This is a genomic window from Mycobacterium sp. (genome assembly GCF_029961025.1).
Lineage (GTDB): Bacteria > Actinomycetota > Actinomycetes > Mycobacteriales > Mycobacteriaceae > Mycobacterium.
The window spans coordinates 60,928-77,486 of sequence record NZ_JASBVP010000003.1 but is presented as its reverse complement, the minus strand read 5'-3'; the positions used below and the strand labels follow the sequence as shown (position 1 = coordinate 77,486).

At 67.4% G+C, this 16,559-nt stretch carries 14 protein-coding genes; 7 read left to right on the top strand and 7 right to left on the bottom strand.

The window, feature by feature from the left end:
- The first annotated feature begins 2 nt into the window (after window positions 1–2).
- The 5 genes from QJR12_RS04155 (at window position 3) to QJR12_RS04135 (ending at window position 5,639) form a co-directional block, all read left to right on the top strand.
- Window positions 3–659, top strand: coding sequence for a DUF4129 domain-containing protein (locus QJR12_RS04155; protein ID WP_300576735.1), 657 nt, complete (start codon window positions 3–5; stop codon window positions 657–659).
- A complete protein-coding gene (locus QJR12_RS04150; RefSeq protein WP_300576733.1) occupies window positions 656–1,807 on the top strand; it encodes a DUF4350 domain-containing protein in 1,152 nt (383 codons plus the stop codon). Before QJR12_RS04155 ends, QJR12_RS04150 begins: the two co-directional genes overlap by 4 nt.
- Window positions 1,804–2,787: a MoxR family ATPase gene (locus tag QJR12_RS04145; RefSeq protein ID WP_300576730.1), complete on the top strand. Its 984-nt coding sequence runs from the start codon at window positions 1,804–1,806 to the stop codon at window positions 2,785–2,787. Before QJR12_RS04150 ends, QJR12_RS04145 begins: the two co-directional genes overlap by 4 nt.
- Window positions 2,787–4,109, top strand: a complete 1,323-nt coding sequence (locus tag QJR12_RS04140) for a DUF58 domain-containing protein (protein WP_300576727.1) — start codon at window positions 2,787–2,789, stop codon at window positions 4,107–4,109. The genes QJR12_RS04145 and QJR12_RS04140 overlap by 1 nt, the downstream gene beginning before the upstream one ends.
- A gap of 159 nt (window positions 4,110–4,268) precedes the next feature.
- Window positions 4,269–5,639 carry an HNH endonuclease signature motif containing protein gene (locus QJR12_RS04135; RefSeq protein ID WP_300576724.1) on the top strand — a complete coding sequence of 457 codons (1,371 nt, stop codon included), beginning with the start codon at window positions 4,269–4,271 and terminating at the stop codon, window positions 5,637–5,639.
- Between the two features lie 430 nt (window positions 5,640–6,069).
- Here the strand turns inward: QJR12_RS04135 and QJR12_RS04130 are convergent, their stop codons facing one another.
- A complete protein-coding gene (locus QJR12_RS04130) occupies window positions 6,070–7,062 on the bottom strand; it encodes a stage II sporulation protein M (RefSeq protein ID WP_300576721.1) in 993 nt (330 codons plus the stop codon).
- Between the two features lie 196 nt (window positions 7,063–7,258).
- On the opposite strand from QJR12_RS04130, the gene QJR12_RS04125 reads away from it, so the two are divergent.
- A complete protein-coding gene (locus tag QJR12_RS04125; protein WP_300576716.1) occupies window positions 7,259–8,182 on the top strand; it encodes an RDD family protein in 924 nt (307 codons plus the stop codon).
- Between the two features lie 43 nt (window positions 8,183–8,225).
- Here QJR12_RS04125 and glpK read toward each other — a convergent pair whose 3' ends face one another.
- Window positions 8,226–9,743, bottom strand: coding sequence for a glycerol kinase GlpK (gene glpK, locus QJR12_RS04120; RefSeq protein ID WP_300576714.1), 1,518 nt, complete (start codon window positions 9,741–9,743; stop codon window positions 8,226–8,228).
- A 169-nt stretch (window positions 9,744–9,912) separates the two neighbouring features.
- Between glpK and QJR12_RS04115 the strand changes: the two genes are divergently transcribed.
- Window positions 9,913–11,391, top strand: a complete 1,479-nt coding sequence (locus QJR12_RS04115; RefSeq protein ID WP_300576711.1) for a glutamate--cysteine ligase — start codon at window positions 9,913–9,915, stop codon at window positions 11,389–11,391.
- Window positions 11,392–11,480: 89 nt separating this feature from the next.
- Here the strand turns inward: QJR12_RS04115 and egtD are convergent, their stop codons facing one another.
- From egtD to QJR12_RS04090, 5 genes are all read right to left on the bottom strand, one after another.
- Entirely contained in the window at window positions 11,481–12,446 is a 966-nt protein-coding gene (gene egtD, locus QJR12_RS04110; RefSeq protein ID WP_300576708.1) for an L-histidine N(alpha)-methyltransferase, read from the bottom strand.
- Window positions 12,446–13,141 carry an ergothioneine biosynthesis protein EgtC gene (egtC, locus tag QJR12_RS04105; protein WP_300576706.1) on the bottom strand — a complete coding sequence of 232 codons (696 nt, stop codon included), beginning with the start codon at window positions 13,139–13,141 and terminating at the stop codon, window positions 12,446–12,448. The genes egtD and egtC overlap by 1 nt, the downstream gene beginning before the upstream one ends.
- The gene (gene egtB, locus QJR12_RS04100) at window positions 13,141–14,448 is read right to left on the bottom strand and encodes an ergothioneine biosynthesis protein EgtB (protein WP_300576703.1); all 1,308 of its coding nucleotides are present in this window, start codon (window positions 14,446–14,448) and stop codon (window positions 13,141–13,143) included. The genes egtC and egtB overlap by 1 nt, the downstream gene beginning before the upstream one ends.
- Window positions 14,445–15,722: an ergothioneine biosynthesis glutamate--cysteine ligase EgtA gene (gene egtA / locus QJR12_RS04095; RefSeq protein WP_300576700.1), complete on the bottom strand. Its 1,278-nt coding sequence runs from the start codon at window positions 15,720–15,722 to the stop codon at window positions 14,445–14,447. The genes egtB and egtA overlap by 4 nt, the downstream gene beginning before the upstream one ends.
- A gap of 167 nt (window positions 15,723–15,889) precedes the next feature.
- On the bottom strand, window positions 15,890–16,558 hold the full coding sequence (locus QJR12_RS04090) for a sensor domain-containing protein (protein WP_300579616.1): 669 nt from the start codon (window positions 16,556–16,558) through the stop codon (window positions 15,890–15,892).
- Between the last annotated feature and the right edge of the window lies 1 nt (window position 16,559).

Below are 16,559 nucleotides of genomic sequence, written 5' to 3'. Positions count from 1 at the left end.
GGATGCCCACTATCGACATTGACCGCGACACCGCCCGCAAGGCCGCACAACGGGAACTGGCCAAGGCGATCTATCCGAAAGAGTCACCGGTTCAACGATTCCACGACTGGGCCGATGAGCTGCTGTACCGCCTGATACAAAAAGGGTCCGCAATCCCCGGCGGATGGTTCGCCATCACCGTGCTGCTGATCATGCTCGCGATCGCGGTCGTAATCGCCATGCAGGCTATCCGTCGCACCATGCGCACCGGCCGCAGCGGCGGCGACCACCCACTGTTCGACACCACCCAGCTCAGTGCCGACCAGCATCGTATTACCGCTGAAAGCTGTGCAGCAGCAGGGAATTGGGCCTCCGCGATCCGGCACCGGATGCGCGCCATCGCTCGCCGGCTGGAGGACGTTGGGGTAATCAACCCGGTCGCCGGCCGGACAGCGTTCGAGCTTGCCCGTGACGCGGCGACTGCTTTACCTTATTTTGCTTACGAATTATACCAAGCGGCAATGGTTTTCAATGACGTCACGTACGGTGAGCGGCCAGGCACCGCAGCCGAGTATCGATTGGTCGCCAATCTCGATGATCGGCTGCGGTCTCATTCATCCGGGAGCCCACCCGGTGTCGTCCAGACGGGGGCGTTGAGCTCGTGGACACCGGTGCGATGACGATCACCGATCCACATCCGCAGGGCGTGGCTCACCCCGGGATGCGGCGCTGGCGGTCCTGGCGGGGGGCGGCGGCGGCGCTCATCGCCGTCGTCACCGTCGCGGTGCTGGGCGCCTTTTTGACCGCACCGCGGCCCGGCGGCCGGATGGACCCGGCGGCCACCGGCCCCGACGGCGCACACGCCCTGGTCGCGCTGCTGCGCGACCGGGGCGTCGAGGTGGTCGTTGCCGGCAATGTCGCCGATGTCGAGCACGCGGCGCGCCCCGGCTCACTGCTGCTGGTGGCTCAGACCCAGTACCTGACCAGCGACCCGCTGCTGCGCCGACTGGCAAACGCCAAGGGGGATCTGTTGCTGGTGGAGCCCACATCACGCGCTCGAGCGGCACTGGCGCCCGAACTGCGCGGCAGCGGCCTCAGTGTTTTCGATAGTATGCCGAATTGCTCGCTGCGAGAAGCGAATCGGGCTGGATCAGTGCAATTCGGGCCCAGCGACACCTATGTCCCCGTCGACGGCCTGCCGGTGACCAGCTGCTACAACGGGGTGCTGGTCCGCTACCGCGACGGCGAGCGCGTCATCACGGTGATCGGCAACACCGATTTCATGACCAACAAAGCATTGCCGCGCGCGGGCAACGCGGCGCTGGCGATGAACCTCGCGGGTGTCCGCCCTCGCCTCGTCTGGTTCGCTCCCCAGCGACCCGAGGGTGAAACATCAGCTCCAGAAACAATTTTCGATGTCATCCCGGATAACGTCATTTGGGTCGTCGCGCAACTATGGCTGGTGGTTGCGCTGCTCGCCCTGTGGAAGGGCCGGCGGATCGGCCCACTGGTGGCCGAGGACTTGCCCGTCGTGGTGCGGGCGTCGGAGACGGTCGAAGGCCGGGCCCGGCTGTACCGATCCAGACGGGCCCGCGACCGCGCGGCGCAAGCACTGCGCACCGCGACCTTGCAGCGACTACTGCCCCGACTCGGGCTGGGTGCGGGGGCATCTGCCCCGGCGGTGGTGGCCGCTATCACGCAGCGCACCGGGATAAGCTCGGACCTGGTGGCCCATTCTTTGTTCGGGCCAGCGCCGGCCACCGACACCGATCTGCTGCAGCTTGCCCGCGTGCTCGACGACATCGAAAGGCAGGTCATCCGCTTGTGAGACAACCCGCCCCCGCATCGGCACTCGGTCCGGCGTCTGAATCGGCACGAAATGCATTGCTGGCGTTGCGTGCCGAAATCGCCAAGGCCGTCGTCGGGCAGGATGCCGTGGTCAGCGGCCTGGTGATAGCGCTGTTGTGCCGCGGTCACGTGCTGCTGGAAGGCGTCCCCGGAGTGGCGAAGACACTACTGGTTCGTGCCCTGGCCGCCGCTTTGCGGCTGGAGTTCAAACGGGTGCAATTCACCCCGGATCTGATGCCCGGGGATGTCACCGGCTCGCTGGTCTACGATGCGCGCACCGCCGCGTTCGTGTTCCGGGCCGGTCCGGTGTTCACCAATCTGATGCTGGCCGACGAAATCAACCGCACGCCGCCCAAGACGCAGGCCGCGCTGTTGGAAGCCATGGAAGAGCGCCAGGTCAGTGTCGACGGTGAACCCAAAGCGCTGCCCGACCCGTTCATCGTCGCGGCCACCCAGAACCCGATCGAATACGAGGGCACCTATCAATTGCCAGAGGCCCAGCTCGACCGGTTCCTGCTCAAACTGACCGTTCCGCTGCCACCGCGTGACTCGGAGATCGCGATCCTCAGCCGGCATGCACACGGTTTCGACCCCCGCGATCTATCCGCAATCAACCCGGTGGCCGGGCCGGCGGAGCTGGCCGCCGGCCGTGATGCGGTGGCTCGGGTGCTCGTCGCCGACGAGGTGCTGGGCTACATCGTCGACATCGTCGCGGCCACCCGCGGCTCCCCGGCCCTGCGCTTGGGTGTTTCGCCGCGTGGCGCGACCGCGGTGCTGGCCACGGCGCGCTCCTGGGCGTGGCTGTCCGGGCGTAACTACGTCACTCCGGACGACGTGAAGGCCATGGCGCGACCGGCGCTGCGCCATCGGGTGGCGCTGCGCCCGGAAGCCGAGCTCGAAGGCGTCACGGCCGACGGCGTTCTCGAGGGAATCCTGGCCTCAGTTCCCGTGCCACGCTAGTGATTGTCACCGGACGCGCCGGGCTTGCGGCGCTGATCTGTGTCCTGCCGATAGCGGTATCGCCCTGGCCGGCCACGTCTTTCGTTGTCCTGCTGACAGTGCTGGGAATAGCGGTAACCCTCGACGCCGGGTTGGCGGCCAGCGCCCGTGAGCTGCGTTTCACCAGGACCGGCCCTGCTATGGCCCGCCTCGGAGAGTCGGTGCACGCCGGTCTGATAATCCACAACGGCGGTCGTCGCCGGTTTCGCGGCCAGGTTCGCGACGCCTGGGCACCCAGCGCGCGCGCCCGACCGCACACCCACGTCGTCGACATCGCCGCCGGGCGCAGCCTGCACGTCGACACCCAGCTGCGGCCGACCCGCCGCGGCGACCAGCGTTCGGCCGCGGTCACCGCCCGCTCGATCGGCCCACTCGGGATGGCCGGGCGGCAACGTTCGCAAATCGTACCCGGCCATCTCCGGGTGTTGCCGCCGTTCCTGTCCCGCAAGCACCTGCCGTCACGGATGGCCAGGCTGCGCGAGATCGACGGGCTGTTGCCCACGTTGACCCGCGGCCAGGGCACCGAATTCGATTCGCTGCGAGAGTACGTCGCCGGCGATGACGTCCGCTCGATCGACTGGCGCGCCACCGCACGTCGCGCCGACGTCATGGTCCGCACCTGGCGCCCCGAACGAGACCGGCGCGTTGTCATCGTGCTCGACACCGGTCGCACGGCGGCCGGCCGGGTCGGTATCGACCCCACCGCCAGCGATCCCGCCGGCTGGCCGAGGCTGGACTGGGCAATGGACGCCGCGTTACTGTTGGCCGCCCTCGCGTCCCGGGCCGGCGATCATGTCGACTTTTTGGCCTACGACCGCGCGACTCGGGCCGGCGTATTCGGCGCGTCGCGCAGCGACGTGCTTCCCCAACTTGTCGATGCAATGACCACGCTCCAACCGGCTCTCGTCGAATCCGACTGGCGTGCCATGGTTGCCACCATTATCCAGCGCGTTCGCAGGCGTGCGCTGGTGGTGGTGCTGACCGACCTCAATGCGACCGCACTCGAGGAAGGCCTGCTGCCGGTGCTGCCGCAGTTGACGGCCAGGCATCGGGTTCTGCTGGCCGCGGTCGCCGACCCCCGTGTGGACCAACTGGCCGGCAGCCGCACCGATGCCGCCGCGGTGTACGACGCAGCGGCAGCCGAGCGGGCCCGCATCGAGCGGCGGGTGATCGGGTCGCGGCTGCACCTGGCCGGCGTGGAGGTGGTCGATGCTGCGCCCGCAGCCCTCGCCGCGGCGCTGGTCGACCGCTACCTGGCGATGAAAGCCGCCGGGCGGCTCTGACGTTCCGCGGCCAAAGGGCTCGCTTTTACCCGGCCATGCGCACCTCCTCCCCAACATGATGTTTAGCTTTAGCTTTAGCCTCTAAAATCACTTGCGCCACAGTAGTTCCGCTTGGGGATGACGTCTGCGGCTGTCGAGCCATTGTGATAGCATTCGAACATGCATTCGATTTGCTCGCGGGAGGCGATCGTCGAGGTCTTCGACGCCCTGGAGGCCGACATGCGCCGGGCGCTGGGGCTGTCCTGTGATGCGCTGACGACCCCGGAATGCCTGGCGATGCTGCAGCGCTGCGAAATAGTGCGGCGCCTGCTGCCGGTGATCGAGCATCCGTTGATCCATAAGGTCGCCGAGCAGGCCGACCCCACCGATCTGGGCGGCACACTGCCGTTTGCGCTGGCCGAGCGGTTACGCATCACCCGCGCGGAGGCCTCCCGCCGGGTGACCGAGGCCGCCGATTTGGGGCCGCGCCGGGCGCTGACCGGCGAACCCTTACCGCCGCGGCTGAGCGCCACCGCCGCCGCGCAGCGCGCCGGGCGCATCGGAGCCGGTCATGTGCGGGTGATCCGGGAGTTCTTCCACCAACTGCCCGGTGACATCGATCTCGACACCCGCCGGCAGGCCGAGGCGCAGCTGGCGTGTTGGGGTGGTGAGTTTCGGCCCGACCAGCTGGCCAAGCTGGCCGACAAACTCACCGACTGCCTCAACCCCGACGGCGCTTTCGCCGACGAGGACCGGGCCCGCCGTCGAGGAATCACTCTCGGCAAACAAGACATCGACGGCATGAGCCCGATCCGGGGCTATCTGACCCCCGACGCCCGCGCCACCATCGATGCGGTGCTGGCCAAGCTGGCCGCCCCCGGCATGTGCGACCCCAACCAGCACCACCCGATCATCGACGGCGCCCCCGCACAGCAGGCGATCGACACCGACACCCGCAGCGCCGCCCAACGCAACCACGACGGGCTCAATGCGGCTTTGCGCGCGGTGCTGGCCTCCGGTGAGATGGGTCAACACAACGGGTTACCGGCCTCGATTATCGTGTCCACCACGCTGGCAGAGCTGGAATCCGGTGCCGGCACAGCGCTCACCGGCGCCGGCACCCTGCTGCCGATGAGCGACGTGATCCGACTGGCTTCCCATGCCCATCACTACCTGCGGATCTTCGACCACGGCACAGAACTCGCGCTGTATCACACCAAGCGTCTCGCCTCCCGCGGGCAGCGGATCGTGCTCTACGCCAAAGACCGCGGCTGTACTTTTCCCGGTTGCGATGTGCCCGGGTATCTCACCGAAGTGCACCACGTCACCGATTTCGCCGACTGCCAGCGCACCGACATCGACGATCTGACCCTCGCCTGCGGCCCCCACCACCGACTCGTCACCTCTGGTGGCTGGATAACCCGCAAACGCAAAGACGGCACCACCGAATGGTTCCCGCCCGCTCATCTCGACCATGGCCGGCCACGAATTAACCTGTTCCATCATCCCGAGAAACTCCTCCGCGATGATGATGACGACGACGACCCGTAGCGCTCGCCGCGCCGATACAGGTGCGCCCCCACGAAGACGATCGATCGCGGCCACCGTCGCATCGGGAACCTTCGGTTTTTGACCCACGGCCGCCGAACAGTGCTCATGGCCGCGGTCCCGGCCCCGGGTCGCGACCGGATGCAAAGCCCGCCGATGCGCCAATGGCGGCGGTGCAGACGCACACCACGCGGACGTTCTGGTGGGACCGGGAACTTTCGGTGGACGCCGACACGCAACCCCTGCGCGCGGTGGTGTTTTTGACGCGGAGGCTGCGCTAGCCCGCCGCAACGCGACGTTCACTCGATGGCGGGCACCGCGACATGGGCCGCACACGGCATCGACACCAGCTGGGGCGCCGAAGAATATCCATCGGCGATTGGTGTGGGTCTTCGACTGGTGAGTGGCGTGACTGCGGTTCGTCCCGGCCAACTCATCCCGTCGGGACGACATCGGGCGCATCCTCGATGTCACCGGTTTCGCCGGCGCGAGCCGCCCGGCCCCCGAAGTACACCACGTAGGCTAAAAAGGCCGCCTCCGCGAGCACTCCGATGGCCACCCGAAGGACTGTCGGCAGCGGCGACGGGGTCACCAGCGCCTCGATCAACCCCGATACCAGTAACACGGGCACCAGCCCCACGGCGACCGCCGCCACGGCACGGCCCTGCTCGGCGAGCACCTGCCCTCGCGGGCGGTAACCGGGGGAGATCACCAACCATCCCAGCCGCATTCCGGCCGCCGCCGCCAGGAATACCGCCGTGAGTTCCAGCAGGCCGTGCGGGGTGAGCAGGCCGAGCAGCACGCCGGCCCTGCCGGCCTGAACCATCAGACCGGCGATGACTCCCAGATTGGCGGCGTTCTGCAACAGCACGAACGGGATCGGCACGCCCAGCAGCACGGCGAACGCGATGCACTTGGCGGCCACCCAGGAGTTGTTGACCCACACCTGCAGAGCGAACGACCCGGCCGGATTCTCGTGGTAATACGACGCAAAGTCGTGATTGACCAATTCGTCGATGTCACTGGGTGTTCCGATAGTGGACTGCACCTCCGGGCTGCCGGCCACCCATACGGCGATGAGCACGACCACGGCAAAAAACGCCACTGCTGTGGCCAGCCACCACCGCCACGCGCGGTAAGCCACCACCGGGAAGTCCACCGTCCAAAACCGGGTGAATGTACCGCTGAGCGGAGCGTACGCGCCGGTGACCACCGCTCGGGCCCTCGCCACCAGTGTCGAGAGCCGCCCGATCAATACCGAATCCGACGATGCCGAGCGCAGCATCGACAGGTGAGTGGACGTCCGCTGGTACAGCTCCACCAGTTCGTCGACTTCGGCTCCGCTGAGCCGGCGGCGGTTATCGATCAACCGCTCGAGCCGATCCCAGGTGGCGCGGTGGGTCAGCACGAACGCGTCGACATCCACCTCCGGCAGCCTACCGGCGATCGCCAACTCGGCGCAGCCGAATGCAGCGGGTCGCCACGCGAGAGACCCGTGGCGATCGCCAACTCGGCGCAGCCGAGTGCAGCGGGTCGCCACGCGAGAGACCCGTGGCGATCGCCAACTCGGCGCAGCCGAGTGCAGCGGGTCGCCGCGCGAGAGACCAGGTAGCGTTTGGCCTATGTCGCAAGTGGTTACCGGGGATGCCGTCGTGCTTGATGTGCGCATCGCACAGTTGCCGGTGCGCGCGCTGGGCGCGCTGATCGACATCGCGGTGATGATCGTGGGTTACCTCCTGGGTTTGATGCTGTGGGCGGCTACCCTCCCCGGCTTCGACGATGCGCTTACCTCCGCTATTCTCATCATCTACACGGTGGTTGTGCTGGTCGGATACCCGCTGGTTTTCGAAACCGCCACCCGAGGGCGGTCGCTTGGCAAGATCGTGATGGGCCTGCGGGTGGTGTCTGACGACGGAGGTCCGGAACGCTTCCGGCAGGCGCTGTTTCGCGCGTTGGCATCGGTGGTGGAGATCTGGATGTTCGCCGGGAGTCCGGCGGTAATTTGCAGCCTGTTGTCGCCGAAAGCCAAACGCATCGGCGACATCTTCGCCGGCACGGTGGTGGTCAGCGAACGCGGTCCACGGTTGGGTCCGGCCCCCGAGATGCCGCCGTCGCTGGCATGGTGGGCGTCATCGTTGCAGTTGTCCGGGCTGAGCTCGCGTCAAGCCGAAATTGCTCGCCAATTCTTATCCCGTGCACCACAACTCGATCCGAAGTTGCGTGAGCAGATGGCTTATAGAATCGCCGGTGATGTGCTGGCCCGCATCGCGCCGCCACCACCACCGGGCACTCCACCGCAACTGGTGCTGGCCGCCGTACTCGCCGAGCGGCACCGCCGCGAGTTGGCGCGCCTGCGCCCGACACCGCCACCCGCCGGGCCTGCTTCCTGGCCTCCGCCCCCGCCGGTGCCGTGGTCGCCACCCGGTGCGCCCGCCGCATGGCCCCCGCCTGCGCCGTGGCCGCCACCCGCGCAGCCCTGGCCAATGCCGCCACAGCCCGGTCCACCACCCGGCGGTGGCGACTTCTCCTCGCGTCCGGGTGAATAGGCAGCGCTGGGCTCCGTGGGAGCGCCGAGGGCGCCGTAGCGCATCAGGGCACGTCGACCCAATTTAGTGTGCGTTGCACGGCCTTGCGCCAGCCCGCGTACCCGGCGGCACGCTGCTCGTCGGTCCACGTCGGTGTCCACCGCTTGCCCTCCTGCCAGTTGGCCCGCAGGTCGTCCGGGTCCGCCCAGAACCCGACCGCAAGCCCCGCCGCGTAGGCGGCGCCGAGCGCGGTGGTTTCGGTGACCTTCGGCCGCACCACCTGCACCCCGAGCACGTCGGCCTGAATCTGCATGCACAAGTCGTTGGCGGTGACACCGCCGTCGACCTTCAAAACCCCCAGGCGCACCCCTGAGTCGGCTTCCATCGCATCGGCCACATCTCGACTCTGGTAGCAGATCGCCTCCAATGTCGCGCGGGCCAGGTGCGCGTTCGTGTTGTACCGCGAAAGGCCCACGATGGCACCCCGGGCATCAGAACGCCAGTACGGGGCGAACAACCCGGAAAATGCCGGAACAAAGTACATTCCGCCATTGTCCTCGACCTGGCGCGCCAGCGTCTCGCTTTCAGCCGCACTGCTGATGATGCCGAGCTGATCACGCAGCCATTGCACCGCAGATCCGGTGACCGCTATCGAACCCTCCAAAGCATAAACGGGTTTCGCGCCCCCGAACTGGTAGCAGACAGTGGTCAGCAACCCGTTGCGTGACCGCACGATCTTCTCACCGGTATTGAGCAGCAGGAAATTACCGGTGCCGTAGGTGTTTTTCGCCTCTCCTGCGGCCAGGCACACCTGACCGACCATCGCCGCGTGCTGGTCGCCAACGATTCCACTGATCGGCACCTCACCGCCGACGGGTCCGGCTTTCAGTGTGATTCCGTAGGGATGCCGAGGCGACGAGGGCGCGATCGCCGGCAGCATCTGCCGGGGAACACCGAAAAACGACAGCAGTTCGTCGTCCCAATCGAGGGTTTCCAGGTTCATCAGCATGGTCCTGCTGGCGTTGGTGACGTCGGTGAGATGTACCCCGCCACGCGGCCCACCCGTCAGGTTCCACAGCACCCAGGTGTCGACGGTACCGAACAGGGCCGCACCGTGTTCGGCGGCCTGACGGACCCCGTCGACATTCTCCAGAATCCACTGCAATTTCCCGCCCGAGAAATAGGTGGCCGGTGGCAGACCCGCCTTGCGGCGGATCACCTCTCCGCGGCCGTCACGGTCCAGTGCCGCCGCAATGCGGTCGGTGCGGGTGTCCTGCCAGACGATCGCGTTGTAATACGGCAGACCGGTATGCTTATCCCACACCAGTGTGGTCTCACGCTGGTTTGTGATACCAAGCGCAACAATATCATTCGCCGATAGACCGCTAACTTGCAGGGCCGAGGCCACCGCTGATTCGGTGCGCTTCCAGATCTCGGCCGGGCTGTGCTCGACCCAGCCCGCGCGCGGCAAGATCTGTTCGTGCTCGAGCTGGTAGCGGGCCACCTCGGTGCCATTGTGGTCGAAGATCATGCAGCGGGTGCTGGTGGTGCCCTGGTCGATGGCGGCAACGAACTCGGCCAACTGGTCTTCTCCTTCGGGTGACGGCGCTCACTACGTGCAACCGTCCATCATGGCCCACCGGTGCGAAGCACCGATGGGCCGGTCGCAACACGGTGCGTCCGCCGCTCCGCTGGGGTCAACCATGGGCAACCGGTTGCGTAGCCGGCGGTGAACCTGTTGCATCGACGGTGTGGGCGAAGACGTTAAGCGCACCAGCTACAGCGACGCACACCGCCGGGAATACCGGCGCAAGGTGCAATTGTGTTTGGACGTCTTGCGAACCATGCTGAGGCAATCCAGCTTCGAGGTCGACCGCCCACTCACCGGCATGGAAATCGAATGCCACCTCGTCGACGGCGACTATCAGCCCGCCATGTCGAATCAACGGGTGCTGGCAGCCATCGCCGACCCGGCCTACAAAATCGAATTAGGCGCCTACAACATTGAATTCAACGTGCCGCCTCGATCTTTAGATGGAAACACCAGCCTAGAGCTGGAAGCCGACATCCGTGCCAGTCTGAACGCCGCGGAAACCAAGGCCCACTCCGGCGGCGCCCATACCGTCCTGATCGGCATCCTGCCCACGTTGATGCCCGAACACCTGACCGGCGGATGGATGAGCGCGTCGCCACGCTACCGGGCGCTCAACAACGCCGTCTTCGCCGCCCGCGGCGAGGACATCCACATCGACATCAGCGGGCCGGAACCCTTAAACCTGCACTCCGCCTCGATCGCTCCCGAATCCGCGTGCACCAGCTTGCAATTACATCTTCAGGTGTCACCCGAGGAGTTCGCCGGCAAGTGGAACACCGCGCAAGTGCTGGCCGGCCCGCAGTTGGCGCTGGGGGCAAACGCGCCGTACTTCTTCGGGCATCAGCTGTGGGCCGAAACCCGCATCGAACTGTTCACCCAAGCCACCGACACCCGCCCGGAGGAGCTGAAGGCTCTAGGTGTTCGACCGCGGGTGTGGTTCGGCGAGCGCTGGATCACCTCCGTCCTCGATTTATTCGAGGAAAACATCCGCTACTTCCCGTCGCTGCTGCCCGAGGTGTCCGACGAGGATCCGATCGCCGAGCTGGCCGCCGGCCGCGCCCCGCAGTTATCGGAGCTGCGTCTGCATAACGGCACCGTCTACCGGTGGAACCGCCCGGTATACGACGTCGTCGACGGGCGCCCGCACCTGCGGGTGGAAAACCGGGTGTTGCCCGCCGGGCCCACCGTCATCGACATGATGGCGAATTCAGCCTTCTATCACGGTTTGCTGCGCGCCCTGTCCGAGCAGGACCGTCCGCTGTGGACCGAGATGGGTTTCACCGCCGCCTACGCTAACTTCCTCGAATCCGCGCGCCGCGGTCTAGCCGCCCGGCTGTACTGGCCGGGCCTCGGGCAGATGGCGGCGAAAGATTTGGTCCTGCGGCAGTTGTTGCCCATGGCCGACGACGGCTTGCGTCGATGGGGTGTTGCCGCCGAAGTGCGCGATCGGTTCCTCGGCGTCATCGAGGGCCGCGCCAAAACCGGCCGCAACGGCGCCCGCTGGCAGGTGGCCACGGTGCGGGCCCTGCAGGAAGGTGGTATGACCCGGCCCGCAGCGCTGGCCGAGATGCTGCGGCGATACTGCGCGCACATGCACACCAACGCGCCGGTGCACACCTGGGACCTGGCGGCGTAGCCCAGACCCAAAACCTCCTGCACGTCGGCATTGCGGTGCCACCACGGCCCGCGGCCGGACCCAACGGCGCGGGTACCGGGCAGGGGCGCTCATTTGACGGCCAGTGACACCCCGAAGTCGCCGGCCCCATCGGTCCACCAGTGAGTCTGGCGCAGCCCCGCCGCGGCCAGCTCCGCGGCCACCGTCTCGGGCCGGAACTTACACGAGACCTCGGTGAGCATCTCCTCGCCCGTGGCGAACTCGACGGTGAGTCCCAGCGCCCGCACCCGAACCCGCTGCGGCGTGTCCGTCCGCAACCACATCTCGACGCGTTCCTCGGCGGCGTTCCAGCGCGCGACATGCTGGTAGGAATCGACCTCGAAATCGGCGTCGAGTTCGCGGTTTATCACGGCCAGCACGTTGCGGTTGAACCGGGCGGTCACCCCGGCGGCGTCGTCGTAGGCTCGCACCAGCCGACCGGCATCCTTGACCAGGTCGGTGCCGAGCAGCAAACTGTCCCCCGGCCGCAACACAGCGCTCAGCGTTGCCAGGAATTCCGCACGCGGTCCCGGTGTGAGGTTCCCGATCGTGGAACCCAAAAACACGAACAGCCGTCGACCACCGCCGGGAATTTTTTCCAGATGTTTCTCGAAATCCCCACAGACAGCATCAATTTCGATATCCGGGTAGTCACGCGCGATGGCGGTCGCGGCGGCTTCAAGCATACTTGCGTCGACATCGAACGGCACGAAGCGCCGCAGCGTCCCACACTGGCGCAGCGCGTTGAGCAGGATGCGGGTTTTCTCCGACGTGCCGCTGCCCAACTCGACCAGGGTATCGGCTCCGCTGGCGACGGCGACTTCCGCTGAACGGGCACGCAGGATTTCGGCTTCCGTGCGCGTCGGGTAGTACTCCGGCAGCCGGGTGATCTGATCGAACAGCTCGCTGCCAACAGCATCATAAAACCACTTGGGCGGCAGCGATTTCGGCGTCTTACGCAAGCCTTCGAACACATCGCGGCACAGCGCACGGTACGCCGAGTCGGCGCCCAGATGGTTCGACAGCGACAGCGTCATCAAGATGCTCTCTCATCCAGAGCGGTCACCGTGACGCGATCCGCGGTGACCTCGACGAGGTGGCGATCCGGAACGTCCGTCCATTCGGCGTCATCGTCGTAGGGCTCACTGGCCAGCACCACGCCGTCGTCGCGGCGCCGGATCGACAGGGTGTCTCCCCAGGTGGTGGCCAGCATTCGAGAACCGTCCGCCGCCAAGATGTTAAGCCGGGAATTCGGGTCGGCAGCCCCGACTTGCCGAATGGTCTCCGCCAGCTCGTCCAGACCGCGCGAGAAGATCAGGGCTGCTAACAGCGCACTGTCACAGACAGATTCGGATGCCGCCGTAGTCGGCAGCACCGTCCGGTCAACGATCCCGTTGTGCGCCAGCAGCCAAACACCGTCGGTGAACGGCGCGGTGGCGCTAGCTTCGATCGGCATCCCAGCGCTCGCCGAGCGTACCGAGGCGATCACGCACCGGCTGCGCAGCGCGGGCGCTACGGAGGCGAACGACGCGTCAGCCCACAGCGGCGTGGTGCTGCGCCAGCGCCGCGGGGTGGATCCGTCGAAAAACCCCACTCCCCAACCGTCGGCGTTGAGCATGCCGTGTCTTTGCCGGCGCGGCGCATACGACTGCACCAGCAGGCCCTGGGGTGGTTCCAAGACCAGCGAGGAAATGCTGACGTGCTGGCCAAGCCATCCCAGGTGCCGGCACATCAGTCGGCGTCCCCGGCATCGGGGACGTCCCACACCAACCGGACGCCGCAGAAAATCTGCCGACGATACGGATGATCCCAGTTGCGAAAGCTGGGCCGCAGGATGCCCGGCTCCACCGCCCACGAGCCACCGCGCAGCACCCGATAGTCGCCACCGAAGAACGGCTGCGAATAACGCTGGTAGATCATCGGGACGAATCCCGGCCAGGGTCGCAGCGGTGAGCTGGTCCATTCCCACACGTCGCCCAACATCTGTTCGGCTCCGTACGCGGACGCCCCGGCCGGGTAGGCGCCGACGGGCGCGGGACGCAGCGCCGCACCGCCGAGGTTGGCACGTTCTGCGGAAGGTTCCTCGGATCCCCAGGGGTACCGGCGGCGGGTGTTGGTCGCGGGATCCCAGGCGCACGCCTTCTCCCATTCGATTTCGGTGGGCAGCCGAGCGCCCGCCCAGGCGGCGTAGGCCTCGGCTTCGAAGTAGCTGACATGCTGGACCGGCTCGTCGGCGGGAATCTCCTCCAGATAACCGAACCGGGTGCGGGTACCGTCGGGGTTCCAGAACTGCGGCCCGGTCAGGCCGGCCCGCCGCCGGTGTTCCCAGCCGCGCGCCGACCACCACCGCGGCTGCCGGTAGCCGCCGTCGTCGATGAAGCGTTGCCATTCGCCATTGGTGACCGGCACCCTGCCGATCCGAAAGCTCGGGACGTGGACCACGTGAGCGGGGCGCTCGTTGTCCAACGAGAACGGCTCGCTCTCGGCGTCAACGCCGAGCACGAACGGGCCCCCGGGCACCAGCACCGACGTTCCGGCCAGCCCGCAACGCCCGGCCGGCAGCGTGGCCGTCGACCGCAGCAGCGGCGCACCCGCACGCAGGTTTAATGCCTGCAGCATGGTTTCGTTGTGCTGATGTTCGTGACTGACGACCATGCCGAACGCAAACCCCGCGTCCCCGGCCGCGCTGTCCTCGGGTAGGGCATCCAGGGCATCCATCGCGGCGGCGCGCACCGCCCGGCAGTACGCCCGGGCCGGACCGGGAGGCAACAGCGGGAGGCTCGCGCGGCCGGCCCGGGGGTGGGCGAACGCGTCGTAGAGGCCGTCGATCTCGGGCGGCAGCATCCCGGGCCGGTTGAGGTCGCCGCCGCGCAGCAGCCACAGTTCTTCCTGCTGACCGATGTGCGCCAAATCCCATACCAGTGGGCTCATCAACGGGTCATACTGGCGGCGGAGTTCGGCGTCATCCAAATCGACCAACCGCAGCGTCCGCTCGCGAGCCCGCGTCAGATCGCGGGCCAGCTCTTCTCGAAGGCTCATCGGCACCCCTGAGCCAACCGGGTGACCGCAGGCGCGACGCCGTGTGTGATCGCCTGCCTGGCGAACTCGTCGGCCGGGCAGCGGCCCCGCTCAACGGTGCAGACCAACCGGTGCATCGTCTCACTCAATTCCGCGGGTGCCCGCGCGGCGGCGGCGACCGCACACCGGTGGGCGGCCGCATACAGGCGGGGGTCCCGCAGGCCGATCCGCGCCGCGGTGTCCCAGGCGGTGGCAACCGGTTCGACAGCCTCGGCCGCGACGTCGGCGGCGCCCGGGTCGTCGAGCAACACCACCAGCATGAACACCAGCGCCGGCCAGAGGGCATCGGAAACGGCGTCGAGGTAACGGATCTCCAGCCAGCCGCGCGGGCGCACCGGCGGGAACAGGGTGGTCAAGTGGTAGTCCAGATCGGCTGCGGTGGGACGGCGCCCGCCCAGCGGGACCCGCCCATCGGCCCAGTCGGCGAACGGCACATACGCCGTCACCGGAACGGCGCCGCCGCTCGCGGAGTTATGCACCAGCATCACCGGCGCTTTCAGCGCATAACACGCCCAATCGGTGGCGGGATCCTCGCCGCTGACGGACAAAACGGGTCCGCAGCGCGCAGAGTCCAGCTCACCCCACACCCGCTGACGAGTCGACAGCCAGCCGGAGAATCGCCCACCCAGCAACGGTGAGTTGGCGGCCACGGCGATCATCGTGGGCCCCAGCGCGTGTGCCAGCCGGACCCGGGCCGCCCACCCCGCCCGCGGTCCGGCATCGAGATTCACCTGGATCGACGCGGTCGACGTCATCATCGCCGCACCGGCCGCCCCGGTGCCGGTGGCAGCGAAAAACTGCTCCATAGCCCGGTAGCGCGCGCCCGGGTGGACGCGCTGCGGCGGTCGCAGCGGGTCGGTGCCCAACAACACCAGTCCCAGACCGGCCTCATTGAACGCCGCCCGCAGCAGCGCCTGATCGCAGATCATGTTGTCGATCGCCGCCGCGACACCCTCGACGGGCGGACCCGACAGCTCCACGGCACCGCCGGGCTCGACGGTGACCGCGCTGCCTCCCGGCAGCACCGGAAGCCCCGCCAGGACGTCGGTGATTTCCTCCCAGCCCGGTCTGCGATGCGGGTCGGCCGGGTCGTAGCAGTGCGCCTCCACCTCCAGGCCGACCCGTCCCGGCGAGGCGTCGGTCAGGCAGGTGGCGGCGATGTAGTCCGCGGCGGCCTGCGAGCCGGCCAACTCGTCCGCCGCGCAGGAACTATCCAGCTGTGGCACCAACGCCATGTCCCTAACCCCCTCAGGTCCGCGCTTTATCCGTCGCGGACCGTTGCGCGGTTAGCCGCACAATACCCACCCGGCTCCTCTTTCAGAGGGCATCGACACATTACCGATATCGTCGTGCCGATATCGGCAGGATCCGCCGAGCAGCGAATGCTCAACTTGGCACCGCATCACTGGCCCAGGGTGTTCTGCATGGCTCCGGCCAGGGCGTCGACCGCCGGGCCGCCGTTGCCCGATTGGCAAACCTTGGCCTGCAGCAGCACGTTTTCCCGCAGACGGGTTTGGGTGAAGCAGCGACGGTCGGTACCGGCTTCCTGTTTGGTCCAGGCCTCGTCGGTGGCGGTCGCCGGCCCGCCCTGGAACGACCACACCTGGGTGGTGCCGTTGTCCAGGTGCATCGCGGTCGTTTGCCCGGAGCAGCCGACGGTCCGATCGACCACGCGATGGAAGGCTCGGCTCGCGGCGTCAGTGGTGGCGAACACCCCGACGGCTTGCTTGACGTAGTGGCTCTGGTCGGTCGCCGACGTCTGGGTGACCGCGCTGTTGAACGACGCCAGGTCGGGGTCGTTGTACACCTCGGGCAGCCCGATATCGGCCCAGTTGTTGCAGACCGGATCATCGACCCAATACGCCTGGTACGGCTCGGTCGACACCGATTCCCATCGCATCGGCGCGCCGACGATGTTGCCCACCGACCCCTTGCCCAGCACCGCGTAGTTCACCACGCCCGGCTCCGACGGCCCGGCCGCCGTCGCGCAGACCGCCGGACCCGTCGCCAACAGCGCCAGCCACCCCGCCGCGACGACAGCTGCGGCCGTGCCGTGACAGCCCGGGACGATC